This is a genomic window from Sporofaciens sp. SGI.106 (assembly GCF_050314255.1).
In the GTDB taxonomy this organism is placed as follows: Bacteria; Bacillota; Clostridia; order Lachnospirales; family Lachnospiraceae; genus Claveliimonas.
Window position 1 is genome coordinate 246,242 of sequence record NZ_JBNPMZ010000002.1, and the last position, 26,284, is coordinate 272,525.

The following is a 26,284-nucleotide window of genomic DNA, read 5'->3' on the forward strand; positions in this document are numbered from 1 at the left end:
TGTAATCAAATGAGTGTGTTTTTTACTTTAGATAAATAGGTCAGAAATTGCTTTTGTTCTTCTTTACTCAGGGACTGCAGGATTCTCTTCTCTGTCTGCATCATCTGCTCCTCGGCATCCCTGCAGCATCCGATTCCCTTTTCTGTAATATTGACTACGCGAATCCGTTTGTCATCCGGATCTCCGTTACTGATAACAAATCCCTTTTCTTCAAGCCTCGTTATCAACCCATGAGCCGTTGATTGAGCACAATGAAGAGAATGCTCAATTTCCTTGAGTGTAAGGGTACCATCCGCATTTTCATTTAACATGAGTAAAACCGTTATCTGAGACATCGTAGTTCCAGATGACCGGAGGTTGTTGTTGGCATCTCTCTCCAATGCTTCATTGATCATCTTAATCATTCCTCCTGCAGTATTATTTACATTCACAAATTTCACCCCCTGGTGCATATTTCTTATTTCCCCTAAAAATCAGGATTCACATCTTATCCCATATAATAGCATGCTATTATATTAATGTCAATCGCATACTATTATTTTTACCAGCTTTATTTCACCTGGAAAGCCGTTATTTGCAACGGCTTGTGTTAAAAACACCCCTCTCGCCTTGCTATTTACCAAACCGCCAAGAACGGCGGTTTTTATATATGTGCTGGTGCAACAAATTGTAATAAATACTTGCATTTGAAGTCCGCATAATGATATTATGACTATATTAAAAGAGGATTTATTTATGGCGGTTCCACAAGAGATAATGATAGCCGAAATGTGTCCTGTCGACCGTATTCAGAGCTTTCAAAGAGGAGGTACGATAACATGCAAATCAGAAAGAAACCTATCTCCAAGCTGGGTCTGGGTGTATTATCCAGTTTATCAGAAAGCTATATGCTACTGCCATTTACGATTTTTTCCTCTTTGCTGAGTGGGAAAATAGCAACAGTGAACTTCTTCGTTCCTGTTGTAATCCTCTATTCCATAGAGCGAGCCTGCCTGATTGCATTACGCGGGTTCGGCAAGATATCTAACCCTTACAGAATCATGAAAAGCGGAATGGTTATGGCCCTTTCAGGAGCGTTGTTAATGGTATTGTCATATCTATACCGGCCTCTTCTTATTGTGAGCTCGTTGCTCATTGGTGTAGGACTTTCTCCTGTACGTGCCATGTTTATTCCAGTCTTTTCTATCCTCGCGGAACGTGATGCTTCCTTAAAAAAGGGAAAGAGTATAGGAATGATCCTCTATCTGCTAATCATGATTTTGGCTCTTGGCCTTGGGAAAAGCAACCTGCCTATAGTTCCACTTCTGTTTCTGCTTTATATATCCAGTGCACTTTGGATCGTCCTCCGCTTAGATGGAGATGCGCTTTTTGACGGACGAAAAGCCTTCGATACCAGCAAGAAGAGCCCTGCATTTTTCATTTTCGGTATTCTGGCACTCCTTAGTCTTCTAATCCTTCGTCAATATCAGCAGTCAGGTGTATCAGTACTGATGTGGCTGACACCGATTGCGGTGATTTTTTTTATAGACGTGGAAATGTATAGACGTCGCCACTATATGGATTATTCCTTTCAGACGTACTGGGTGGGTGCAATGAAAAGCTTTGTGTTGCTTTACAGTCTGGTCTACCATACATCAGTAAGCAACACTACTATGGCAATGCTGGTATATCTTGCCATCGCTGTGAGCGGTATAGTGTCAGACATGGTGCGTAAGATGATGGCAAAGCATCTCTCAGGTTCAAGATTAAACAATGTGTGCATCCTTCTTTCAGCTGTGCTCTCTTTCTTGTTGACACTTCCGTCACAGGTTGTCAACTTGACCGGAATTGTGCTTTGCGGGATTTTCGCCAATATTGTTGTATCAGAAGTAAGTGCAAGATACATGAAAGATGAACGCTATGTAAGAGAGGAACGAGCACTTGTGAGAATCAGATTACAGACTACGGGCAGCATAATAGAGCAACTTATATTGTTTTTCACAATCTATATGCTAGGAGAAATGAGGATTCATCAGAATCTTCTTGAGCCATATGCAGCCGGTATCCCCAATCCGGGCGTCTCCCTGTTACTTCGCACTACCGGATTGATCTGCTGCACACTTCTCCTGCTTGGCGCTGTACTCATAGTATGTTTTGCAGGAAAACGAAGAAAAAACGGAACATAAACTTTAACAAAGTATTATAATTATTAAAAGGAGCAATACAAATGGATAAGAGCAGAGTAGTTCATTACCTGGAGGAAAGAGCATCAGACTTCTATTCTCTTAGCGACAAGATTTGGGAAAATGCTGAGATTCGATTTCAGGAAAAGCAGTCCGTACAGGATTATGTAGCTTTTTTAGAGAATGAAGGTTTTTCAGTGACCGTAGGTCTGGCGGGGCTCAAAACAGCGTTTTGTGCCCAGTGGGGAAGCGGTAAACCTGTGATTGGTTTTCTTGGAGAATATGACGCGCTTCCAGGACTAAGTCAAAAAGCTGGAGTTGCAGAAAAGGAATCTGCTGAAGGAAACGGAAATGGACATGGTTGTGGCCATAACCTCCTTGGTGTTGGCGCACTCATGGGCGCTGTAGGTTTCAAGCATTATCTTGAAACAGAAGGTAAGAGCGGAACTGTAGTGTATTTCGGCTGTCCTGCAGAAGAGGGTGGCAGCGGAAAAACCTTTATGGCTAGAGAGGGCTGTTTCAATCAGCTGGATGTGGCATTAAGCTGGCATCCCAACGACCTTAATATGATGCCTCCCGGACCAGTTCTTGCAAATGATTCCATCCGTTACAGCTTTACAGGCAAGGCATCTCATGCAGCTGCGGCACCAGAAGCAGGAAGAAGCGCTCTTGATGCGCTTGAACTGATGAATATTGGAGTACAGTTCCTTAGAGAACATATACCATCCACTGCAAGAATCCATTACGCCATCACTGATACAGGTGGAATCTCACCAAATATTGTCCAGGCTCAAGCATCTGCACTTTATCAGATCAGAGCACCTTTTGCTCCGGAGCTTGCTGATCTATATGAACGGGTCAATAATATTGCAAGAGGCGCTGCCTTGATGACCGATACAAAGGTGACGATTAAATTCCTGAAAGGAACCAGCAATACTGTGTTGATTCCGGCTCTGGATGAGGTTATGTACAATAATATGTGCGAAATTCCTAACCCTGTTGAAGGTGCAGAGGATATGGCTTTTGCCCTTGAAATCGTAAAAACGCAGAAAGCTGCGGACACCATCATCGAAAATGCATTCAATATAAAACCCATGCCTTGGAACAAAGCGGGGAACATGCCTCTTGCGGGGTCATCTGATGTAGGTGATGTGAGCTGGGTATGTCCAGTCTCGCAGTGTGGCACAAGCACTTGGCCAATTGGAACCGCAGCACACAGCTGGCAGGCTGTCGCATGTGGTAAGAGCGATTTCGCCCACAGGGGTATGCTGTATGCTGGCCAGATTATTGCGGCAACAGCCATTGATATCTGTGACAACCCTGAGATTATCGAGACGGCATGGAAGCAGTTGAGGGATAAGACGGGAAACCAGCCTTACCATTGTCCGATTCCACCGGAGATCACACCGGATCTTCTCGAGGCTGAGACAACATAACTTTCGTTTTCACTGCAGGAGAGACGCTCTGAAGCTTGTCTAATTCTCACCTGACGTTTTGGAATAGCTCTCTGAACTTCCTAAAAAACTCCTACTCAACCAATTCATTGCAATGGTTTGAGTAGGAGTTTTTCGTTATTATTCTTCCACATCCTCCGGATAAACTTGGAATCACTGCAAATTTTCATGTTATCCGTGAATAACGGATGATTGTATCTATAATCAGGGTAATACTGTCATTTTAATAATTCTGCCAGATAATGTTCATCCTTCCCATGTGATCCATTATATTTCTTATACTCTTTAATACACCGTACCAACAACTCTGGATTGCCTCCAAAATAATCTGTATAGAAAGATGTACTATTATCGTATTTTTTCTTCCCACATTTGATATTTGCCTTTGCAAAATCTTTCAGTTTCATATTTGATTTTACTTTTTCATAAGCACCCGTCAGCTTCTCAGCAATAATAAGCAACATCTCTAATTCCGTCCGAACCTGAGCAGAAAACTTAATTTGTCTTGCATGATAAGGCGTCAATCCAACATCTATTTCAATCCACGCTCCCGCGAGGGGAGCGACGCAAAGTATTACGCGGATCTGGCTGCAGATCTGAATTTCAATCCACGCTCCCGCGAGGGGAGCGACGTTTCTCCTTTTTCGATATAATATGCGGTAGATCATTTCAATCCACGCTCCCGCGAGGGGAGCGACGTTTCTCCTTTTTCGATATAATATGCGGTAGATCATTTCAATCCACGCTCCCGCGAGGGGAGCGACGTGATATATTCATCTTACAGGAGGTGATTATATGATTTCAATCCACGCTCCCGCGAGGGGAGCGACTCTCTTACAGAGCAGATGGCATTATCTATATGTAGGATTTCAATCCACGCTCCCGCGAGGGGAGCGACGTCGATTCGTCTGCCGCCCTTTTGGAAAAGGTAAATTTCAATCCACGCTCCCGCGAGGGGAGCGACTCCAAAATCTGACAATCCTTAGGAATGTCTAATATTTCAATCCACGCTCCCGCGAGGGGAGCGACACTGCCTGGTCAATCGCATCCTTGGTAGAATCCGATTTCAATCCACGCTCCCGCGAGGGGAGCGACCGTGTCGCGGAACATTTGCGGACGGGTACGGAGAATTTCAATCCACGCTCCCGCGAGGGGAGCGACGGCTTGGAGCAGATAAAATCCGAGATATGCAGCAGATTTCAATCCACGCTCCCGCGAGGGGAGCGACTATTGTTGTTGATATTATTTCTGATGAGATTAAAATTTCAATCCACGCTCCCGCGAGGGGAGCGACCTTCTCCGGAATAATATACTTTTATTTGCGACTCAATTTCAATCCACGCTCCCGCGAGGGGAGCGACGGATATACACATCCGTCATTTCTGCCAGATACTATTTCAATCCACGCTCCCGCGAGGGGAGCGACGAAAACGTAAAGCACGAGCGGAAGAAACTCAGAAATTTCAATCCACGCTCCCGCGAGGGGAGCGACGAATTTGCGGATGAACACTATTATCATCTGCTTGAATTTCAATCCACGCTCCCGCGAGGGGAGCGACTGTTTCCGAAGCGCCGGATCGCTTACACTGACGAATTTCAATCCACGCTCCCGCGAGGGGAGCGACGTATATGGATACAATGAAAATCCAAGACAGAGAATTTCAATCCACGCTCCCGCGAGGGGAGCGACTCTACTGTTTTAAGTAATTGTGGAATAGTAGTAATTTCAATCCACGCTCCCGCGAGGGGAGCGACGTTCGGAACGGCCCTGTTAAGCACAGACTGGGGAGATTTCAATCCACGCTCCCGCGAGGGGAGCGACCATCCATAGGGCTTGCAAGAGCGCTATTCCATTATTTCAATCCACGCTCCCGCGAGGGGAGCGACATTCCGGCAGGAAAAGATATGTACTATGATAGGAATTTCAATCCACGCTCCCGCGAGGGGAGCGACGATATCACTCATTGAACTGCAGCCGACTGGAAGGGATTTCAATCCACGCTCCCGCGAGGGGAGCGACGATAAACGCAAATTCGCCAGAAACATCTAGCCAATTTCAATCCACGCTCCCGCGAGGGGAGCGACGGCCAGTTGGACTTTTTTTAATGTGGAAATATAAATTTCAATCCACGCTCCCGCGAGGGGAGCGACTGGATCCTTTCTGAGCTTTTTCAAAAATCCCCTGTATTTCAATCCACGCTCCCGCGAGGGGAGCGACTGAGTGCCAGGCAGGATGAATACAAGATTGAGGTCATTTCAATCCACGCTCCCGCGAGGGGAGCGACAGGGAATTCTGGCCAGCAACGACAGCTTTCCGATATTTCAATCCACGCTCCCGCGAGGGGAGCGACAGACGTTCCGGCGGCACCAAATCCGGATTTTGAAATTTCAATCCACGCTCCCGCGAGGGGAGCGACGGACGTCTCAGACGAGGGTGACAGGCAGATACAGCATTTCAATCCACGCTCCCGCGAGGGGAGCGACTGGTGAGATACAGCGTGTTAAAGCCAAAGTGGGGATTTCAATCCACGCTCCCGCGAGGGGAGCGACAGGGTGCAGTACGAACCAAATTCCGCATCAGTAACATTTCAATCCACGCTCCCGCGAGGGGAGCGACTGCAGAGAGGACAAAGGAAAAGAAAATGCAAAATATTTCAATCCACGCTCCCGCGAGGGGAGCGACTCTTATGGATTGGGGGCATTGTTATGATGTCCCTGAATTTCAATCCACGCTCCCGCGAGGGGAGCGACGACCTTGCAGAGGGAGTTATCCCGGATGTATCGAGATTTCAATCCACGCTCCCGCGAGGGGAGCGACAGCAGGTGCGAAATATCTTTTAGGAGAGTTAGCTATTTCAATCCACGCTCCCGCGAGGGGAGCGACCAACGGGCACACAGAGGAAATTGATAGCCATTAAAATTTCAATCCACGCTCCCGCGAGGGGAGCGACAATCCAGTATACGGACAGCTCAACCAGGGAAACATTATTTCAATCCACGCTCCCGCGAGGGGAGCGACCCGACGTGCAGATTAATGGGACTAGTATTGTTAATATTTCAATCCACGCTCCCGCGAGGGGAGCGACAGTGACCCAGAATATGATTGAATAGTAATTACGATTTCAATCCACGCTCCCGCGAGGGGAGCGACCCATGATTCCGATTCCGTAAACAATTTCTGCGCATTTCAATCCACGCTCCCGCGAGGGGAGCGACTGAAGTCATGGAAAATTATGCACTTGCAGAGGATATTTCAATCCACGCTCCCGCGAGGGGAGCGACCAATGCGTTTAGTTATGTTCCAGACCAGATTATTATTTCAATCCACGCTCCCGCGAGGGGAGCGACCAAAAGACACTGTGATTGGTACAGTAGGTCAAGCAATTTCAATCCACGCTCCCGCGAGGGGAGCGACTACAAGGCTCTGGATGGGGTTCATATGTTGGAGAATTTCAATCCACGCTCCCGCGAGGGGAGCGACGATTTATATGATACAGATCTGCAGCTTATTAAGGATTTCAATCCACGCTCCCGCGAGGGGAGCGACCTCAACGACAATTATTCTCTCAATCGGATTGATCTATTTCAATCCACGCTCCCGCGAGGGGAGCGACGTTTTCTCTTTGCAATGTATTCAGCGCAGAGGCAATTTCAATCCACGCTCCCGCGAGGGGAGCGACAATGAGGATACGTCTCTGACTATCACGGATGCAATTTCAATCCACGCTCCCGCGAGGGGAGCGACAAGCTCAGCTGGATCCAAGCCTGGTAGCCAAGATATTTCAATCCACGCTCCCGCGAGGGGAGCGACAGCAAAATTGAATATATTCTGAATAATCTTTTGAAAAAATCTTGTCAATTTTGCCATAATCTGTAATTATTTTTTTCCAATTACAGATTTTCATACTTACTCAATATTTTTTTACATCAATTTTCAAGTGCGAATCGACCAGCATTTTCTTGTTTACTTATGATCCGCACTAACTATAAGCTACAAAACCAATACATCCTCTACCGCAATTCCACGTTCTACACCTATACTTTCAACTTTTGTTTTATATTTGTTCCCCAAATAATAAAACCTCAAACTATCTACTTCTGTGTCAATAATATCCGACAGTACTGATTTTAACTTTACGCATTGCGCATTATCAAGCACACACTCAAATACAGAATTCTGTACACGTCTTCCATAATTTACACATTGTTTTGCAACTTTTCTTAACCGGGCTTTTCCCGCGGATGTTTCTGTATTTACATCATATGTAATTAGTACTAACATAAAATATAGCCTCACTTCCATAAAAAAGGCGGATAAGCATCTAAGTCTCCTCTTAAATATCTGGCCAACAGCATAGACTGGACATAAGGAATCATTCCCCACTCAACCTTTTCCTTCAAAAAAGGATGTGTAAGAATTTCACGTTTTTTATTCTGCCATTCCACTAACACAGTTTTTCTGGTTTCATCATTCATCAAAACTGCACCATTTTCTTTTTTCTTAAATCCTTTTCCTGAAATCATTTTCTTATTAATCAAAGACACTACAAACCGGTCTGCAAGAACCGGGCGCAATTCCTCAATTAAATCCAATGACAATGAAACTCGTCCTGGGCGCTCAGTATGAAAACATCCCACATATGGATCCAGACCAACTGTTTCCAATGCAGAAGTAATGGTGTTAGTCAATAACGTATACACAAACGAAAGTAATGCATTAACATTATCCGTTGGCGGGCGCTTTGTTCTTCCTTGAAAGAAAAAGTCTTTTTTCTGTTGAAGAATCAATTCGTCAAAAACTCCAAAATATATTTGAGCCGCCTGACCTTCAAATCCCCGTAACTGTTCCTTAGACTGACAATCCTTCACATAATTTAATGAATTCTTCAGATTTTCTGATGCCTCTTTCATTTTCTCAACATCTACCTGCAGACTATGGTCCCGTGTTGCTCTCTCCAACACCCATCTTGCATTATAGATTTTTCCAATAATACAATTCTTTGCAACATTCAAGCTGGTTTCATCATTCAGAAAACTCCTATATTGCTGTTCTCTTAAAATCACATTTCCTTTGACTTTTCCACTTACCCTTGCTAAAAATTTCCCCTGAGGCGACAAATAACATAAAGAAATATTTCTGTCTGCACATGCTCCCATCAGTGCCGGACTTGTCCCTCTATATCCGAACGTAACAATTCCTTCCAGATTATGAAGTGGAATTCTTCCTTTCTCGCACCCGTTCTCTGAAACAACTATATTTTCCCCGTCAAGAGACAAATAACTATCTTCTGATGTAATATACAATGTATTCAACAATTTTTTCACTGCAAATCCCCCAATGTCTGCTCAATATACTCATTAACCGAAGTAGCTTTTCCCATTTTAGGCATACATATATCCTTTAATGAACAAGAATGACATCGTTTACTATATTTCACTTTTGGAGTGTACTGATCTGCATAATATTGATGCATTTCTTTCACCATATCTTTCACATGTTCCCTTAATTCATTAGTAAATTGAATAATCTCTCTTCTTCTTGTTTCTCCATAAAAAAGCGCACCTTCTGAAATATCCGTAGAAAACATTTCCTCCAAACACAAGGCTTGTGCTGTTAATTGTAGAATGTCTTCTTCAGACTCTTTGGGCTTCCCCTTTTTATATTCTATCGGATATAGTTCAAAAAAGCCTCTATGCCCATACAGCTTTACCCCTTGTTCTTTTTTGTGAAATTCTACCACATCACATTCTCCACTTATTCCAAGTAAACGTGAAGAAACCGGAAGTGCTCTTGTAATAAGCACATCCTTTCTCTTTTCCGTCAAATATGGATCATGCGCTTTTTTATGCATTAATTCTCCAATCACTGTATGTTCATTTTCCGCCCATTGTTGTTCAATATGAATCAATGCCCATTGTCTTCTGCAAAAGCTGAAATGTTGAATCCCTGAAATCATCAAATATTCATCTTCTCTATATTCCATTATATTTTCCTTATTAATTCCACTGTATCTGGTATCATATCTTCACATATATTAATCGTATAATCCTGATATTTTCTCGGATATACAACTTCTTCTCTCTTTTTTACGTCGACAGCGTCAAACAATTTATATGCCGGACAATCTCCCAGTTCCTTACTATGCTTAAACACAATTAATTCACGTACAGCCATTTTTCCTCTCGCTGCAGAATGGTCGTTCTCAAACATATTTATAATAGCGTCCCACAAAAGTTCCAGATCATCTTCAGAAAATCCTGTCACTTTTCTGGCCAGATTTGCCGAAATATATCCTTCTGCCCGATACAAAGCATATGGAACAATATTTTTGCGTCCCATTTCTGTACTTTTATTCCCAGCATCTTTTTCAGTAGTAATCGCCACTCTGGTTATTGTTACTTCCTGACTTACAATCGGATCAATACTTCTGGCAAATCCAATCTGTACCGGCCCTCTTACCTGTCCACAATTTAAATGCGCTGTCACAAATGTAGTCATGACCGCCCCAAATGTTCGGATATCATAAAAATTTCGACACATAAAATCCCTGATTTTTAAATCTGCACCTAGATCTTTTTTCTTCAAATCTTTTGAATTTACTTCTTTTAACCCAATATATTCAATTGCTCTGTTATCGCTTCTGTTAAGCGGAACATCTTCCTTAATATATATATCATACCCCTGTTCGTCCTCTTTCACTGTCTCAATATAGTTTCTTATTTTACGTTTCAGACACACATCCGTAACCAGCCCGTATCCTGTCTCTGGGTCAATTCTCGGCATATTTCCCGCATCGGGATCTCCGTTTGGATTTCCATTTTCTACATCAAATAAAATCACAAATTCATATCTGTTTTTAATTACCTCACTCATTTATTCTTCCTCCTTCTTCTCATATAGTTTCTGTACTTGGTGATAATATCCTAAAATAAAACGCCCCTGTTCTTCTAATGTAAAGCTCTTAGGAAACTCTGTAACTTTTCCCAACAACTCTGCCAGTACTCCTTCAAAATATGCCCTTCTCCATTCTTTTTGTCTTCCTATTTTCCGAAGATGGCTGTTCTTTAACTTCATCAAAATCGGAAAGACTGAAGCTGGATTTGCGCAAGCTGAATTGAAATATCTGTCCTTTATCGTTGCATTAATTTCCGGGTTGGCATCCTTCTGTATGTATTCGAGTATTGAAAAAATTCGCCCCAAAACATATGCCGTATCATTTGTTTCCTGATTTAATCCCACAAAATTCTCCTCCCTTTCTAATGACTTATTCTGAATTAAATAAGCCTTTATAATTGCAGCTCGTCCCCATGTTATCCGCCCTTGTTCTGCTCGTATCCTTATCAATATATTGTTATAAAGGATTTCCGGATATCTTCCATTTTCTAAAATTGCTCTTAAAACCGCCCCCGGAAGATTTGGCATCGGCTTCTTGTCTTTGGATTTCTGATTAACAGTCTCATTTAGCATACTTCCCACGCCCAAATATTCCCGTTTTTCCCAGGATGGTTTCACCAATTCCATTCTTTCATAATGCAATTGAAGGTTATCCAGAATCTTTCCGAAACTGTCCTCATAAAAAAATCGAACTGCCAGTCTGGCTGCATTCGGCGCCAGACCTAAAATATAGAATTTCTGATCGACATTCACTTTGATACCATTAATATCAATCGCTCTTTGTTCCTTAAAATTTTTGAAAATATTTTTTATGGTTTCCTGATTATCCTCCCGAGGCTCCAAGAATCCACTTAAAAGATCCTGATATATTTCCTCTCCGTCTTCTGCCCAAAAGACAACCGTCGTATCACCGAACTGAAAAACATAATCTCTTTGTGCCAAAAGGTAATTTAACGCTGTCGTATAAGCAAACGCGGCATATTTTCCTACCGGTGCATTATAACTTTGCTCTTTTCCATAAGATTCAAATGCAGGTGCATTAAACGATACTAATGCCGCGCCACTGGATTGTGCTCCTTGTACACCTTTTATCGTCGAATGGATTCTTGCAATTTCATCTTTTCTTCCTGTAACAAGGCATGTCCCCGATGCTTTTCCTTCTTCCTGATTCAAAAAATTTTCCCATGCCGCATGTATCGCCCCATCGTCTTGCGCTTCTTTTTCATTCATTACAAAAATCAGATTGCTTCCATCTGTAATATCTTCCCAAATCTCTTTCAGCTTCTCATGCTCTTTTGCTTCCTCCGGATTCCATGTGCAGTAGAAATTTCTTACCGCTTCAGCCATCTCTCCGCTCACCGAGTTCAATATTTTTAAATGTTTCTCTTTGGAAGCCTCAAAACACTCCTGTACTCTTTTCCCATTTCCCGATTCGTCGACTCCCAAAATATATTTCGAATTATCACAAAGGAAATTTGCCAACACACCTGACGAGCGAGAAACTGTTTGCGGAACCGTTCTGTATGCCGGTACCCATATCTTCGATTTTCCTCTTTCCGTTTCCTGCTTTAGGGTTATCACCCCTTTTATTCTACCATTCACATCCAGATTTAAAGCATAAGAGACTTTCGCCTGACACCAGCCTTGATTTGCAACTTTGTTATTTTCCAGTAGCGTTTCATAATACTCCACCAATGCCTGTAGAATCATCGAACCACCTCACAGTCTTTCAAATCGATAATTCCTTTTTTCATAATTGCCCTAAAAAACATAGGCTGGATATTCTCCGGATCCGAATAATCCAGATCATACAACATAAACCCTAAATCCCGTTCATCTTCATCCGCATAAGCTGTATGGATTTCCTCATCTTCGCACAAACAGAATCTTACCGGAAATTCTCTGCATCCAAAATATGGCGTATGGAAACACTCCCCTTTTCTTAATCTCCGCATAATAATGTCCTTAAATTTTCCAGGATTATCACTGATATTTGCCTTCTCCGTCATCTCAAAATGGGCTTCTATAACATATTCAACATTTCGAAGCAACATGGAAGATCTCTGTACAATTTCCGCTTTACTGCTAAGATAAAGCCTTTTAGGGGTTCCATTATATACCGGTAATACATTATTAGCTGATATCTTGCTTTTTACTTCATTTCTTCTGACACTTGTAAATTGTATTGGTTTATTTACATAAATTCTATCAATAACCCATTTCATTCCGGGATGCCAGTAGACAGCTTCCAGAATTCCTCTGGCTGCCGATGGTGTCATAACATCATAAGAACATCTTTCCACTTTCATTTCCGGTCTGCTGAATAACGCATAGTCCCCCCATACTTTCACTTTTACACCTTTCGACATAGACATTCATCTCCTTTTACTACAAAATCTCCCCTTTTCTATAACATGCTGCAATATAATCACGTGGCTGAAAGTAAAAGTCTGTATTGTAATCAGATATTTCCTCATCCATCCATGAATGATATACGTTCCAGATTCCTTCTACTATATCTTCATCTGAATAGCTGTCCTCAATCAGCCTTTCATAGACTTCTCCTATCGTCCAATAATCCGGTATTCGATATCTGCATTCTCCGACATTGTCAAAAGACCCTGATGTCATTTTACATTCATCTATAAATTCAGACGCCACTTTTTCTATTGGTTCACAGTGTAAGACATCAGAATACTCATAAATTCTCTCTAAAGTTTTATACCCCAGTTCGTCAAGTATTTCTCCTCTCCTTTTTTTCTGTATTCTTCCTAAATATTCAATCAAACTGCAAGTATAAAACAATTTACTATTATTCTTTGTGCCCATATACTTCCTCACTTCCAAGAAACGTTAATGTGTTTAAAGCTGAAATCGTATGAAAACTAATCTGATGGGTCGGATGATTAAATTTTGCCAATTCCCAAAATGCCGCCCGCGAGATTTTTTTATCAATAAAATTTTGCACATAATTAAAAATTGCATCATCTGCCATCGGTCCCTCTACAATGTCAAATGTATGTGGTTTTCCCAATCTACATGCGACAATAAAATCCAACCATTCTTCCGTCATCATATCAAATTTTAAATATTTCAATTCCGCATTTGGTACATATTCATACTTGTTTACATACCCCTTATGCCCATATCTGGTTGCCCAACGTTCTGCCTGAATTTTATATTCGGTGCAATAAAATCCAAAATAGAAGTCCTTATTAAACACAGCTTTCCTTATTTCCGGATATTCTACTACCTCTTTGCTTCCATGATATAAAACCATAATATCTCCTTTCATTGAATTTTATTTTTTCATTTTTAATTATCATTATAATATAACAATATTCATAATATTGTCAATACTTCTTGTACCATTTAATATCTTTTATCTTCTTTTATTTTTTAGTATCATATGATATATTGAAATAGTCTTTTGGATTCTCCAATTGTGGATTGAAATATTTTAAATTATCATTAAGTATTAAGGGAAAAGGGAAGTGCACAATGTACTTCCCTCTTTCTCAAAATAAAATCGCCTCGCCATATTCAATATCCAGAGTAAGTCCCATCTCATCTGTATATTTTTCCAGAGAATTCAACACATAATAATCCGTCTTGGAATCCCCTGTTATTTCACTCAACATTCCTGCAGCATACATCTTTTTAAAATCGTTTTCATAGACATTGACACAATAATGCCCCATTTGCCTCACTAACTGTTTCGTGAATCCTTTTATTCTTACTTGTGCTAATAATTTCTGAGCTGCCTCTTCCTTTGGAATAAGAATAGTTTTTGTATTTTCCTCAATCAGCTTGAATTCTCTGGCGACACTGGCAAACTGAAAATTTCCTTTTCTAAACTTTTTCAATATTTCTTTTTTGTCCAGACTATCTCCGCGGAAATGATACAACATTTCGAAATACTGTTCTATCGTATTCAATTCTTCCAGATTTTTATTCTCTTCAAGCAGACTTTCCGTCACTTCCATTTGCTGTCTTTGCCCTTGCACATATTCCTGCGAATCCAGTTTAAAAATATACGTAAAACATTCTGTCCCGATTCTTTTTCCTTCCCGGTTACATCTGCCCGCTGCCTGTATGATAGAATCGGCTCCTGCCAGCTGTCTGTATACCGTTTGGAAATCCAAATCCACCCCAGCTTCCACAAGACTGGTAGATACTACAATACATTTTTCCTGCTTCTGCAACCTTTCTCTGATTACATTCAACACTCTCTTTCTATGGACAGGATACATAGATGTTGACAAATGATAGACTCCTTCTCCCTTTATACTCTGATAAATATTTTGGGCACGCTTTTTTGTATTTAGTATACAGAGCGCTTGATTCTCCTGCTGCAATCTTTGAATTAATTCGATTTGCGTAATCTTGTTAAGGTTTTTGATAGAAACGCGTTTGAAAAAAGAAAATTGTTCATCCATTCGCGCACACAATTCAGTAATTTTTATGTCCGGCGATAATAGCCTTTTTAATGCAGGCTGTGTTGCTGTACATAGTACAATACTGCTGCCATAATAACGCAATAATTGTTCCAGTGCACTTACACATGGTTTCAAATAATCATTAGGAATCATTTGTGCTTCATCAAAAATAATAACACTGTTAGTCATGTTATGTAATTTTCTGCACTTTGATGGCTTATTTGAAAATAAGGACTCAAAAAACTGCACACTCGTAGTTACTATAACCGGCTTATCCCAGTTTTCTGCTGCAAGCTGCGCCGGTTTCAATTCCTCGTTCAATTCATACTCAACGGAACTATGGCATTCCAATACATTATCCTGTCCCAGTATATCGGCAAATATCTTTGCATTTTGTTCAATAATACTTGTATATGGAATCACATATATGATTCGCTCCATATGATGTTCTTTCGCATGTTTTAAAGCAAATGCAAGGGAAGAAACCGTTTTCCCACCTCCGGTAGGAACTGTAAATCGGAAAATCCCTTTTTTTTCTTTCCCCATCTCTATACAATGCTTTAGAATTTCTGTTCTTCTCCCGTTTATTGTATTTAAATCATCATTATCAAGCCATCCGGAAATATGTGATTCCAGCTTTTCATATAATCTTTCTATTGGCTCTCCATTATTTCTGATACTTTCCCCATCCATGAATCGTTCTGTATCAAGATAATCCGCATCAACAAGACAGGAATAGATCATTCTTATCAACATACTTGCAAAGAAATCCAGATTTTCTCCTTCAACCGGTTGGAAAGGCAAAGTCTTTAATTCTGGTATTTCTATTTCTTCCGAAAACCTCTGATAATCTTCCAGTCTCTTTTTAAGCCTCCCCATCATTGTTCCTTGTGCACTCGTATCACTGGCACCACCCGTATCAGGCAAACCCGCGTGATGACCTGCAATACAATAACTCAAAAACTGATGTGCTCCTTTCTGATCCCAGCACCATTTTGCCCCGGCTGTAGAATGATCTACCATTTCATTATTGCCATGGAGTCTTTCCTGAAATTTTAAAGAATACTTTCCAATATCATGTAAAAGCCCGCAATTATATCCCCATTCGTACGCACCAAAACTATTAGCAAATTTTCCAGAAAGGTCTGCCGTATTTCTTAGATGTTCCAACAATGTCTGTTCTTCTCCATTTTCATTAGTATGTGCTAAATATTTCATTTCTTCTCCTATTTCAAAATTATTTTTTATATTCGTATGAATTAATCATACCATAATACATTATCAAACCAAACATAATCGACAAAAAACGGAGAGCTCTCACGCTCTCCGCTTCCCTCTATCCATCATCTTACAAAACACTACCGCCACTCCCGTGCTCACCGCCGTAGCAACGATCCCGGCTCCCACGATTCCCGCAGGATTCACGCTGCCGTACTGGCTCCGGTAAGCAATCACGTTTACCGGAATCAACTGCAAAGATGAAATATTAATAATCAAAAATGTACACATCTCATTACTTGCCACGCCTCTTGCCCTCACCGGCCCCGAAAGCCGCCCGCGTCTCCTGTCTTCCTCAAGCTTCCCAAGCTCTTCCATGGCTCTTAAGCCCGCGGGGGTCGCAACCCAGCCAAGGCCAAGGACGTTAGCTGGTGTCAAGATAGGACTAAATATTTCTATTTTATTTATTTCTTTCCAACATTAGCTTATCAAAATCACTTTCAAAAATCTGATCCTGAATAATACGATATTTTTCAAATTCTGTTTCCGCATGATCCTTAGCAATTGCCATTGATATTTTTCCTGCATCTTCTAATATATTTCTGTCATCTGCAAGAAGAAATCTGTCTATACGTTTTGCCCAATCTTCCATAGTCATCGGGATTCGTCGTTTTGCTGCACTCTCTGCCAAATCCAAAAATGCATTCACAATTCTTCCCAGATCTTCTATTTCATTTTTCGAAAGATAATTCTTTGCTATTGATACATCGGATTTCATGATTTTTCCATCCGGTGATTTTGCCCATGATGTCAATCCCATATATTCTTTCTGACTATTAGCTCTAGTAAAAATAATTTCAGCTGCGGTATTTCCCGTTACAGCATAGTGCATTTTATTTTGCACTTTTGCAAAAAACTGCTTTGTAACTGGGGACCCTTTATCATAATCAATACTTGTGGCATATATATCTGTTATTTTCTGATAAAACCTCCGTTCACTGAGCCTAATTTCTCTAATTTCTTCCAGGAGCCTCTCAAAATAGTCTTCGTCCAAAAAAGCTCCATTTTCCATTCGCTCTCTATCAATTACATACCCTGTTTTCGCATATTGCGCTAACACCTGTGTTGCCCATCGACGAAACTGTGTTGCCCGAATAGAATTCACTCTATATCCCACAGAAATAACTGCATCTAAATTATAATGAATTAATTCTCGATTTACCTGTCGTTTTCCTTCCTGCTGAACTGTTCGGAATTTCCGAACAGTTGACTCTTCTTCCAGCTCTCCACTTGCATATATATTAGACAAATGCTCACTAAGTGTTGATTTTTCAACATCAAAAAGTAAACAAAGCATTTTTTGTGTTAACCATAATGTTCCGTCTTCGTATCGAACTTCAATACCATTAGCATGATTCTGTTTCTCAAAGATTAAAAATTCTGCTGTACTGCTGCGAATCATAAGTTTTTTTTCGTCCATTACTTTATCTCCTTTCGACTTATTCTATTGTACCATTTCCGCCCTTTTAGAACAAGTGTTCTATTCATTATTTGGAGGGCTTTTCTTAAATTTCTACTATAGAGTATTATAGAATGCTTGCTGAATATGCAACAAAACGGAGAGCCCTCACGCTCTCCGCTTCCCTCTATCCATTATCTTACAAAACACTACCGCCACTCCCGTGCTCACCGCCGTGGCCACGATCCCGGCTCCCACAATTCCCGCAGGGTTCACGCTGCCGTACTGGCTCCGGTAAGCGATCACATTGACCGGTATCAACTGCAAAGATGAAATATTGATAATCAAAAATGTACACATCTCATTGCTCGCCACGCCTCTCTCCCTCACCGGCCCCGGAAGGCGCCCGCGCCGCCTGTCTTCTTCAAGCTTGCCAAGCTCTTCCATGGCTCTTAAGCCCGCGGGGGTCGTGGCCCAGCCCAGGCCGAGGACGTTAGCTGGTGTCAAGATAGGACTAAAAAATTCTCTTTCCGATACAACTTATTTTCCTTCAGAATTCCAGACTATAGGCATTTAAAAGGAAATACTTCATTCCCATGATGACATATCCTTCATCGTTACGCCATGGTTTCCCTGTTCCGTTTACAATGACTATCTTTTTAAAGGAATCCGGGATATTTCGAAAGGAATTAAACTCCTGTTTCTGTTTTTCTTCCGAAGTCATATCATAGGCCACCTGAATATAATATCTCTGACTTCCCTGATTTACCACAAAATCAACTTCAAATTGTTTACGGATACGCTTTCCCTCATTATCTTTAGCAAACACATCAACAATGCCCACATCAACGTTATAACCACGGATGAGCAACTCGTTATATACGATATTCTCCATAATGTGCGTAGGTTCTTGCTGTCTGAAATTTAATCGTGCATTTCTCAGTCCCAAATCAGTAAAATAATATTTCAGGTTAGCTCCAATATATTTTCTCCCCTTAATATCATAGCGACATACCTTAGAAATCAAAAAAGCCTCCGCCAGATAATCGATGTGATTAGAGATTGTCTTGTTGGTATAAGTCATCTGGCGTTCACTGGTAAAAGTATTGGAAATCCTTGTTGGATTAGTCGGTGCGCCAATGGCTGAAGCAAGAATATCCACTAAAATACCGATTTCATCCACACATTGAATCTTGTTTCTTTCTACAACGTCTTTAAGATATACGTTTGTAAAGATATTTTTCAAATAATCTGCTTTCTGACGCTCACTCTTGAGTCCTACAATCTGCGGAAGTCCTCCATAAATCATATAATCATTCCACGCATCATCATAATCACCATCATAGACAGAATAGAATTCTGCAAAAGATAAGGGATAAATCCTGATTTCATCCCCCCTTCCTCGGAACTCTGTTACAATATCGCTAGAAAGGAATTTGGAATTACTTCCAGTCACATATACATCAATATTGTTCATACGCTGCAAACTGTTCAATACTTCTTCAAATCGCGGCATAAACTGAACTTCATCCAGAAGCAGATAATATCTATGGTCATCCTTCATGACATCCTTGATATATCGATAACACACCTTGGGATTCCTTAACTCTTCATTTTCAATGCCATCCAATGCAATCTCAATAATGTGGTCTGCATCAATGCCATTTTCGAGCAAGTATCTCTTAAATATGGTAAACAACAGGAAAGACTTACCACATCTGCGGATACCTGTAATTACTTTTATCATTCCGTTATCTTTCCGTTCGATCAGCTGTTTCAAATAAGCATCTCTCTTAATCTCCATTAATCCACTCCCTTTTTTCTTGTATATGCACACTTTTTAGTAATGATATTCTACCATTTTTCCTTATTTGTTTCAATATTCATTCCTATTTTATGTGTATTGCACATTTTTATGTAGTAAGATTAAAAATGCCGGCATACAACAAAACGGAGAGCCCTCACGCTCTCCGCTTCCCTCTATCCATCATCTTACAGAACAAGACCGCCACTCCCGTGCTCACCGCTGTGGCCACGATCCCGGCTCCCACAATTCCCGCAGGGTTCACGCTGCCGTACTGGCTCCGGTAGGCGATCACGTTCACCGGAATCAACTGCAAAGATGAAATATTGATAATCAAAAATGTACACATCTCATTGCTCGCCACGCCTATTGCCCTTACCGGCCCCGGAAGGCGCCCTCGCCGCCTGTCTTCTTCAAGCTTGCCAAGCTCTTCCATGGCTCTTAAGCCCGCGGGGGTCGCAGCCCAGCCAAGGCCAAGGATGTTAGCAATTATGTTAGTGGTAATATGTTCTTCTGCCGGATGTTTTGCCGGAAGCTCCGGAAACAGGAACCGAATCACCGGTCTCAGCTTCCTTGACAAATACCGGATGATTCCTGCCTCAGTAGCGATCTCCATAAGCCCCACCCAGAAGGACATTACCCCCATCATAGTAATACAAAGGGTAATAGCCTCTTTCGAAGAGTCCAGTGCCGCATTGGTAACATCTGGGAGTCTTCCTGTAAATGCCGCATATATTACGCCAATGATAATCATTCCTGCCCACAAATAATTTAACATACCGATTTTTTCCTGAAAATACTTTCCTTAGGAACAGTATATTTTACGGAATCATTTTTAAGTATGCTTTTCTTTGATAAATATGTACTCTTTCTCATTTGAGATTTCTTCCCGGAACCGATATCCCAGCCTGTCGAAATTTTTCATCTCTTCCGGGTTCTCAATATTATGCTCTGCCATGTAGCGAACCATTTCTCCTCTTGCCATCTTGGCATAGACACCCTTCTGCACGACCTTTTCCCCTGCAAATTCTCCGAAAATGCAAGTGATAAAAGTATCTTCCGCAGTCAAATATTTTTCAATGCATTTGGAATATTCTTTGGAAGCCAGATTAATAATCACCCGGCTGTCATCCATTACTTCCCGATACAGGAGGTCTCCCCAGTATGCATAAAGATCCTTCTTCCCGGCAATTTTTGCCTTCGCCTGCATCTCCAGGCGATAAGGCGTCACACCATCCATAGGTTTGAGGACTCCGTAAAATGCAGATAATATCCGCAAATGATCCTGTACATAGGAGAACTCTCCGTTTTCAAAAACCGAAGGACTCATATACTGATATGCGATCCCCTCATAAGATAAAATTGCCGGGGTCAGCCGATGATACAGATCCATTTTTACAAATCGCTCATAGTTTTGCTGCGCAATCTTATCATTGCATGCCCACATTTTTTTCGCATCTTCATAGGACAGACGCTGTATCCAGTGCATAATCTCTTCTGTTCTTTCCAGAAACACCGGCAATCCCTGTGGTGCAAGATCGTCGGTGTTTTCATTCATTTTCTTGGCAGGTGAAAGAATAATTCTCATTATAATTCCTCCAGCATCTGCTGCGGATTGTCTGCTGCCTTCACTTTATCCATAGCCTTAATAATGATTCCATTTTCATCAATCAGATAGGTCGTGCGGACAACTCCCATTGATACTTTTCCGTAATTTTTCTTTTCCTTCCAGACATCATATGCCTCGATTGCCTGGCGTTCCGGATCGGAAAGAATCGTAAACGGCAGCTCATATTTTGTCTCAAAATTTTTGTGGGATTTTACAGAATCTTTGCTGATTCCGATGACCACTGCACCTTTTTCCAAAAACTGCGGATAGCGTTCGGCAAAACCGCAGGCCTGCTTCGTACATCCCGGTGTACTGTCCTTCGGGTAAAAATATAAGATTACTTTCTTCCCTTTGTATTCCTCTAATGTATGCATCTCTCCATTTTGATCCGGCAGCTCAAATGCCGGTGCTTTTGTACCAACTTCTAACATCGTGTACTCCTCCTTTGTAATACTATTTGATTTCATTTGGATCAATTTTCTGCTGCATTAATTTGATATATACTACCTCACGAAACAGGGCATAAAGCACGGATACCAGAGGTATGAATACCAGCATTCCGACAATACCCATTAAATTACCGCCGATACTTACTGCTGCCAGTACCCATATGGACGGAAGTCCCACCGAACCGCCAACCACACGCGGATAAATCAGGTTTCCCTCTATCTGCTGCAGCACCAGGAACACAATGATAAATATCAACGCCTGGAAAGGTGATTCTATAAAAATAAGGAACGTTCCAACCGCACATCCGATAAATGCTCCAAATATAGGGATCAATGCAGTGAATGCAATCAGTATACCTATCAGAAGCGCATACGGCAGTCTCAGAATCGCCATCACAACCACAAACATACTTCCTAAAATAATGGCTTCCACACACTGTCCCGTCAGAAAACTTGAAAATGTATTATAAGTAAGCGTACATACTTCCAGTATCGCCTCTGCCTTTCCCTTTGGAACGAATGCAAATAATACTTTTTTCACCTGCAGATTCAGTTTTTTCTTCTGCAGCAATATATAACATGCAAATACGAAAGCGATAAAGAAGGTCGCCATTCCGCTCACAATGCTTCTTGCAACGAGAATGGTAGAATCCAGTACACTTCCGGCACCTTTCTTAAAGAAATTAACAGCGAACTGCATCACTTTATTCCAGTCAAATTCCAGATTATTGACCATAGCCACAATTTCTTTATTATTATGAAATAAATCTGTTGCCCACATCTGCACCTTAGGAATAAATGCCTGAATACTCTCTCCCAGGCTGGAAAATGTTCTTCCCAGCTGAGGAATCAAGACAAACATTACCAGTGAAATGACACTCACAACCAGAATTAATACGATAATCAGGCTGACCGGCCTTGCAATCTTCTTCATGGATTTATTTTTTTCTTTTTTCTCTTCCGGAAATAAATGGCGCTCGATAAAATTCATAGGTACATTTAATACAAATGCCATTGCTCCTCCGAGTACAAAAGGAAAGATAACTCCAAACGCATAACTCAACACAGAAATCACTAAATCATATTTCCAGAGACATGCTACAACCAGCGCAGCAAATAAAATAATCCCTCTGATTTTCCTGACATTTTCTTTACTTAATTCCATTTAATTTCTCCTCACTTGCCTGTTATTTTTTCAGCTTCTTCATAAGCTGTATAACCGGAAGATTCAATAAAGCCAGGCCATATACCATCATTAACTGTCCAAAAGATAATGTAACCACCTTAAATACTCCCTGGAGTCCCGGAATCGTCAATACAGCCGTAATTAACGCCAATCCCAGCAGGAAGGCTCCGGTAAGATATATGTTATTAAAAAATTTCTTCGTAAATAAAACAGGGCGGTTAGATTTACAATTATAACCATGTACCAGACGACTGGTGCACAGCGTTCCAAAAGCCATTGTAGCTGCCAGAGCACTTCCGCCATTTTTAAGCCCATAGAGGAATCCCAGAAGCGTCATAATACTAATACACAGTCCTTCTGCTCCTATACGAATCAGATAATCTTTTGTTAAAATAGACTCATTCATCGGACGGGGCTTTTCTTCCATCACCTGTTTATTGTGTGGCTCCAGTCCAAGTGCAATAGCCGGAAGACTGTCTGTCAGAAGATTGATAAACAGTAAATGTACCGGAGCAAACGGAACCGGAAGCCCTGCAACTGATGCATACAATACCATCAAAATCGCACCAAAATTTCCTGATAACAGGAACTGAATTGAATTTTTAATATTGCGGTAAATGTTTCTTCCGTTTTCTACTGCTTTTATAATAGTCGCAAAATTATCATCTGTCAAAACCATTGATGATGCATCTTTTGAAACTTCAGTTCCCGTAATTCCCATTGCCACACCGATATCTGCCTGTTTCAGAGCCGGTGCATCATTTACGCCGTCTCCTGTCATCGCAACAATATTGCCTTTCTCCTGCCATGCACGGACAATACGGATCTTGTGCTCCGGTGAAACCCTTGCATATACAGATATTCCTTCTACAAAATCCTGAAGCTCTTCATCCGACATATTTTCAATAACAGCGCCTTCACAGGCCTCCGATTCATCCTTCAGAATCCCAATTCTTTTTGCAATGGCTGCAGCCGTAATCTTGTGATCTCCGGTGATCATGATCGGCTTAATACCAGCCTTAATACACTCCATAACCGCTGCTCTGGATTCCTCCCGCGGCGGATCCATCATGGAAATCAATCCAAGGAATGTCAGATTATTTTCATCATCCAGAGTAATCTCTCTTGCTTCATCTCCATTTGCTGCACACTCCTCTTTTGAAAATGTACGATATGCAAACCCAAGCACACGAAGTCCCTCCCGGGAAAATTCCATATTCTGAGTTTCAATCTTCTTTCTGTCTTCCTCTGTAATTTCCCGAATTTCATCTTCCACCTGAATATGAGTCAAGCGCTTCAGAAGTACATCTACAGCTCCTTTAACAACCAAAGTATATTCGCCATCAATCCAGTGGGCTGTAGACATGAGTTTTCTGTCACTGTCAAATGGAATCTCAGCCTGTCGCTCATACTTATTTCGAACCTCCAACGCCTCATATCCAAGTCTGGTTCCCAGATTAATCAACGCAGTCTCCGTCGGATCACCGATTTCTTTTCCATCTGTATTGGTAGAATCATTGCAAAGGATACTGTAAAGTAAAAGCCGTCCCTGATTATCCTTTTCGTCCATGCTCTCCAGCGAAATTTCACTGGCAGGAATTCGTCTTTCATCTACGTAATAATCCTCTACCGTCATCTTATTTTGCGTAAGTGTTCCTGTCTTGTCTGAACAAATAATAGATACACTTCCAAGACCTTCAACAGCCTGCAGTTTCCGAATAATTGCATGTTCCTTCGCCATCTTCTGGGTTCCAAAAGAAAGAACAATTGTAACAATAGAACTCAATGCCTCCGGTATAGCTGCCACTGCCAATGCTACTGCAAAAAGAAATGCATTTCCCGGAGAATCACCTCTAAATACACTGATTCCAAATAAAATACCACAGAAGATCAAAATGAGAATCGAAAGCTTCTTTCCAAAGTCATCCAGATTCACCTGCAAAGGCGTACGTTTTTCGGAAGTATTTTTAAGAAGACTTGCAATCTTTCCAACCTCTGTTCCCATTCCGATTTCAGTTACTTCAAATGAAGCACGCCCATAAGTAACAAAACTTCCGGAAAAGACCCGATTCGTCTGATCTCCCAGAGCTGCTCCTTCCGGCACCTCATCCAATGATTTTTCCACTGCCAGACTTTCTCCCGTCAGAGCACTTTCATCCACCTTCAGACTGGCACATTCTATCAATTTTCCATCAGCGGGAACACAGTCACCCGCCTCCAGAATTACTTCATCGCCAATCGTAACCTCTCTGGAAGGAATCTGCATTAAAACTCCATCACGCATAACCTTTGCTTCCGGCGCAGATAATTGCTTCAGACTATTCAACGATTGTTCTGCTTTCACCGTCTGTACTGTCCCCAGAATCGCATTAATCGTAATAACGATCAGAATTACTGCCGCACTTTCCACATCTCCCAAAAAACCTGAAATAATTGCCGCTGCAATCAGAATGATAACCAGGAAATCCTTATACTGCTCCAAAAAAATCTGTGCAATACTTTTCTTCTTTCCCTCTACGAGTTCATTCAATCCATACTGTTCCTGATTCTTTTTTGCCTGCTCACTGCTTAGCATACAACTCCTCACTTTCCTGCAACAAAAGTCTCTCCTTTTAGCATTCCCTCAATTTCAGCTGTACACACAGACAATACCGAAAATTTCAAACTACTAAAAAAGAGACCTTCATTGCATAATTCTATTAATCATGCAATAAAAGTCTCACCATTTCATTACGATACGGATGATTACTCATCGTACTGACGACATCGCAAACGCCTTTCACAGTATCATGACATATATCAATTTCTACTGTTTACAGACGCCAGTTACTCCCTTTTACCTTAAAAATAATATATCCAACTTTTTACAATATGTCAATAAAAAACCAAAAAATAGCGGAAACCCTTATATATCCCAGGTTTCCGCTTCTTTTATCTAGTGAGCGTGCGGGGATTCGAACCCCGGACAACTTGATTAAAAGTCAAGTGCTCTACCGACTGAGCTACACGCCCCTATTTAATTAATTCCATAATAAAATTCTTCATTACATGGAAAATGCCCAGAGCCGGAATCGAACCAGCGACACGAGGATTTTCAGTCCTCTGCTCTACCGACTGAGCTATCTGGGCAAAATTGCGGGGGCAGGATTTGAACCTACGACCTTCGGGTTATGAGCCCGACGAGCTTCCAGACTGCTCCACCCCGCGATAATATTTATAAAATTTGAAGCCGATGATCGGACTCGAACCGATAACCTGCTGATTACAAATCAGCTGCTCTGCCAATTGAGCCACATCGGCCTAAGCCTACTGGCTAATGGATGGAGAAGGATTCGAACCTTCGAAGGCGTCGCCAACAGATTTACAGTCTGCCCCCTTTGGCCACTCGGGAATCCATCCATACTAAAGGTATATGGGACCTACAGGGCTCGAACCTGTGACCCTCTGCTTGTAAGGCAGATGCTCTCCCAGCTGAGCTAAGATCCCATATAACGACCCAGAAGAGACTCGAACTCTCGACCTCCGCCGTGACAGGGCGGCGCTCTAACCAACTGAGCCACTGGGCCATATTTGTTTCAATGTACCTTCAAAACTGCACACATAAAATAT

Annotated in this window: 20 protein-coding genes, 7 tRNA genes, 2 pseudogenes and 1 CRISPR repeat array; of the genes and pseudogenes, 2 read left to right on the forward strand and 27 right to left on the reverse strand. The window is 41.5% G+C overall.

From position 1 onward, the window contains the following. Window positions 1-5: 5 nt before the first annotated feature. A complete protein-coding gene (locus ACQRCC_RS02955; protein WP_427849314.1) occupies window positions 6-431 on the reverse strand; it encodes a MarR family winged helix-turn-helix transcriptional regulator in 426 nt (141 codons plus the stop codon). 387 nt (window positions 432-818) lie between these two features. On the opposite strand from ACQRCC_RS02955, the gene ACQRCC_RS02960 reads away from it, so the two are divergent. Together ACQRCC_RS02960 and ACQRCC_RS02965 are read left to right on the forward strand one after the other, a co-directional pair. Then, the gene (locus ACQRCC_RS02960; protein ID WP_427849315.1) at window positions 819-2,165 is read left to right on the forward strand and encodes a hypothetical protein; all 1,347 of its coding nucleotides are present in this window, start codon (window positions 819-821) and stop codon (window positions 2,163-2,165) included. Window positions 2,166-2,206: 41 nt separating this feature from the next. Continuing rightward, window positions 2,207-3,598, forward strand: coding sequence for an amidohydrolase (locus ACQRCC_RS02965; RefSeq protein ID WP_427849316.1), 1,392 nt, complete (start codon window positions 2,207-2,209; stop codon window positions 3,596-3,598). A gap of 236 nt (window positions 3,599-3,834) precedes the next feature. Here ACQRCC_RS02965 and ACQRCC_RS02970 read toward each other — a convergent pair whose 3' ends face one another. The 26 genes and pseudogenes from ACQRCC_RS02970 to ACQRCC_RS03095 form a co-directional block, all read right to left on the reverse strand. Then, window positions 3,835-4,080, reverse strand: a complete 246-nt coding sequence (locus tag ACQRCC_RS02970; protein WP_427849317.1) for a hypothetical protein — start codon at window positions 4,078-4,080, stop codon at window positions 3,835-3,837. Between the two features lie 70 nt (window positions 4,081-4,150). Further along, a CRISPR array of direct repeats spans window positions 4,151-7,427; the repeat unit is 32 nt; unit sequence ATTTCAATCCACGCTCCCGCGAGGGGAGCGAC. Window positions 7,428-7,607: 180 nt separating this feature from the next. After that, window positions 7,608-7,898, reverse strand: a complete 291-nt coding sequence (cas2, locus tag ACQRCC_RS02975; protein WP_427849318.1) for a CRISPR-associated endonuclease Cas2 — start codon at window positions 7,896-7,898, stop codon at window positions 7,608-7,610. Window positions 7,899-7,909: 11 nt separating this feature from the next. Further along, a complete protein-coding gene (cas1c, locus tag ACQRCC_RS02980) occupies window positions 7,910-8,941 on the reverse strand; it encodes a type I-C CRISPR-associated endonuclease Cas1c (RefSeq protein WP_427849319.1) in 1,032 nt (343 codons plus the stop codon). Then, window positions 8,938-9,600 carry a CRISPR-associated protein Cas4 gene (gene cas4 / locus ACQRCC_RS02985; RefSeq protein WP_427849320.1) on the reverse strand — a complete coding sequence of 221 codons (663 nt, stop codon included), beginning with the start codon at window positions 9,598-9,600 and terminating at the stop codon, window positions 8,938-8,940. The genes cas1c and cas4 overlap by 4 nt, the downstream gene beginning before the upstream one ends. Next, window positions 9,600-10,490: a type I-C CRISPR-associated protein Cas7/Csd2 gene (cas7c, locus tag ACQRCC_RS02990; protein ID WP_427849321.1), complete on the reverse strand. Its 891-nt coding sequence runs from the start codon at window positions 10,488-10,490 to the stop codon at window positions 9,600-9,602. The genes cas4 and cas7c overlap by 1 nt, the downstream gene beginning before the upstream one ends. Beyond that, window positions 10,491-12,221 (reverse strand): type I-C CRISPR-associated protein Cas8c/Csd1, encoded by a 1,731-nt coding sequence (gene cas8c, locus ACQRCC_RS02995; RefSeq protein WP_427849322.1) that lies wholly within the window; start codon window positions 12,219-12,221, stop codon window positions 10,491-10,493. Further along, window positions 12,218-12,880: a type I-C CRISPR-associated protein Cas5c gene (gene cas5c / locus ACQRCC_RS03000; RefSeq protein ID WP_427849323.1), complete on the reverse strand. Its 663-nt coding sequence runs from the start codon at window positions 12,878-12,880 to the stop codon at window positions 12,218-12,220. Before cas5c ends, cas8c begins: the two co-directional genes overlap by 4 nt. Before the next feature lie 19 nt (window positions 12,881-12,899). Further along, window positions 12,900-13,340: a hypothetical protein gene (locus ACQRCC_RS03005; RefSeq protein ID WP_427849324.1), complete on the reverse strand. Its 441-nt coding sequence runs from the start codon at window positions 13,338-13,340 to the stop codon at window positions 12,900-12,902. After that, on the reverse strand, window positions 13,324-13,791 hold the full coding sequence (locus ACQRCC_RS03010) for a DUF3990 domain-containing protein (protein ID WP_427849325.1): 468 nt from the start codon (window positions 13,789-13,791) through the stop codon (window positions 13,324-13,326). The genes ACQRCC_RS03005 and ACQRCC_RS03010 overlap by 17 nt, the downstream gene beginning before the upstream one ends. A gap of 238 nt (window positions 13,792-14,029) precedes the next feature. Further along, window positions 14,030-16,168: a CRISPR-associated helicase Cas3' gene (gene cas3, locus ACQRCC_RS03015; protein WP_427849326.1), complete on the reverse strand. Its 2,139-nt coding sequence runs from the start codon at window positions 16,166-16,168 to the stop codon at window positions 14,030-14,032. 99 nt (window positions 16,169-16,267) lie between these two features. Further along, window positions 16,268-16,597: pseudogene (locus tag ACQRCC_RS03020) on the reverse strand (nucleoside recognition protein); the annotation flags it as partial. Between the two features lie 31 nt (window positions 16,598-16,628). After that, window positions 16,629-17,648 (reverse strand): virulence RhuM family protein, encoded by a 1,020-nt coding sequence (locus ACQRCC_RS03025; protein WP_427849327.1) that lies wholly within the window; start codon window positions 17,646-17,648, stop codon window positions 16,629-16,631. A gap of 147 nt (window positions 17,649-17,795) precedes the next feature. Further along, window positions 17,796-18,125, reverse strand: a pseudogene (locus ACQRCC_RS03030) (nucleoside recognition protein); the annotation flags it as partial. 52 nt (window positions 18,126-18,177) lie between these two features. Beyond that, entirely contained in the window at window positions 18,178-19,431 is a 1,254-nt protein-coding gene (locus tag ACQRCC_RS03035) for an ATP-binding protein (RefSeq protein ID WP_427849328.1), read from the reverse strand. A 157-nt stretch (window positions 19,432-19,588) separates the two neighbouring features. Further along, complete coding sequence (locus ACQRCC_RS03040) at window positions 19,589-20,209, reverse strand: nucleoside recognition protein (protein WP_427849329.1); 621 nt, start codon at window positions 20,207-20,209, stop codon at window positions 19,589-19,591. A gap of 57 nt (window positions 20,210-20,266) precedes the next feature. Then, the gene (yaaA, locus tag ACQRCC_RS03045; protein ID WP_427849330.1) at window positions 20,267-21,019 is read right to left on the reverse strand and encodes a peroxide stress protein YaaA; all 753 of its coding nucleotides are present in this window, start codon (window positions 21,017-21,019) and stop codon (window positions 20,267-20,269) included. Further along, window positions 21,019-21,471 carry a thioredoxin-dependent thiol peroxidase gene (gene bcp, locus ACQRCC_RS03050; protein WP_427849331.1) on the reverse strand — a complete coding sequence of 151 codons (453 nt, stop codon included), beginning with the start codon at window positions 21,469-21,471 and terminating at the stop codon, window positions 21,019-21,021. Before bcp ends, yaaA begins: the two co-directional genes overlap by 1 nt. Window positions 21,472-21,493: 22 nt before the next feature. Continuing rightward, the gene (locus tag ACQRCC_RS03055) at window positions 21,494-22,654 is read right to left on the reverse strand and encodes an AI-2E family transporter (protein ID WP_427849332.1); all 1,161 of its coding nucleotides are present in this window, start codon (window positions 22,652-22,654) and stop codon (window positions 21,494-21,496) included. A gap of 22 nt (window positions 22,655-22,676) precedes the next feature. Further along, on the reverse strand, window positions 22,677-25,250 hold the full coding sequence (locus ACQRCC_RS03060; RefSeq protein WP_427849333.1) for a cation-translocating P-type ATPase: 2,574 nt from the start codon (window positions 25,248-25,250) through the stop codon (window positions 22,677-22,679). A gap of 364 nt (window positions 25,251-25,614) precedes the next feature. After that, window positions 25,615-25,687: transfer RNA gene (locus tag ACQRCC_RS03065), tRNA-Lys, on the reverse strand. Between the two features lie 44 nt (window positions 25,688-25,731). Next, window positions 25,732-25,804, reverse strand: a tRNA-Phe gene (locus tag ACQRCC_RS03070). Window positions 25,805-25,808: 4 nt separating this feature from the next. Continuing rightward, a tRNA-Met gene (locus ACQRCC_RS03075) sits at window positions 25,809-25,882 on the reverse strand. 20 nt (window positions 25,883-25,902) lie between these two features. Continuing rightward, a tRNA-Thr gene (locus tag ACQRCC_RS03080) sits at window positions 25,903-25,975 on the reverse strand. A 17-nt stretch (window positions 25,976-25,992) separates the two neighbouring features. Further along, window positions 25,993-26,074, reverse strand: a tRNA-Tyr gene (locus ACQRCC_RS03085). Between the two features lie 14 nt (window positions 26,075-26,088). After that, window positions 26,089-26,161 (reverse strand) — tRNA-Val (locus tag ACQRCC_RS03090). A 6-nt stretch (window positions 26,162-26,167) separates the two neighbouring features. Next, window positions 26,168-26,241 (reverse strand) — tRNA-Asp (locus ACQRCC_RS03095). Window positions 26,242-26,284 lie beyond the last annotated feature (43 nt).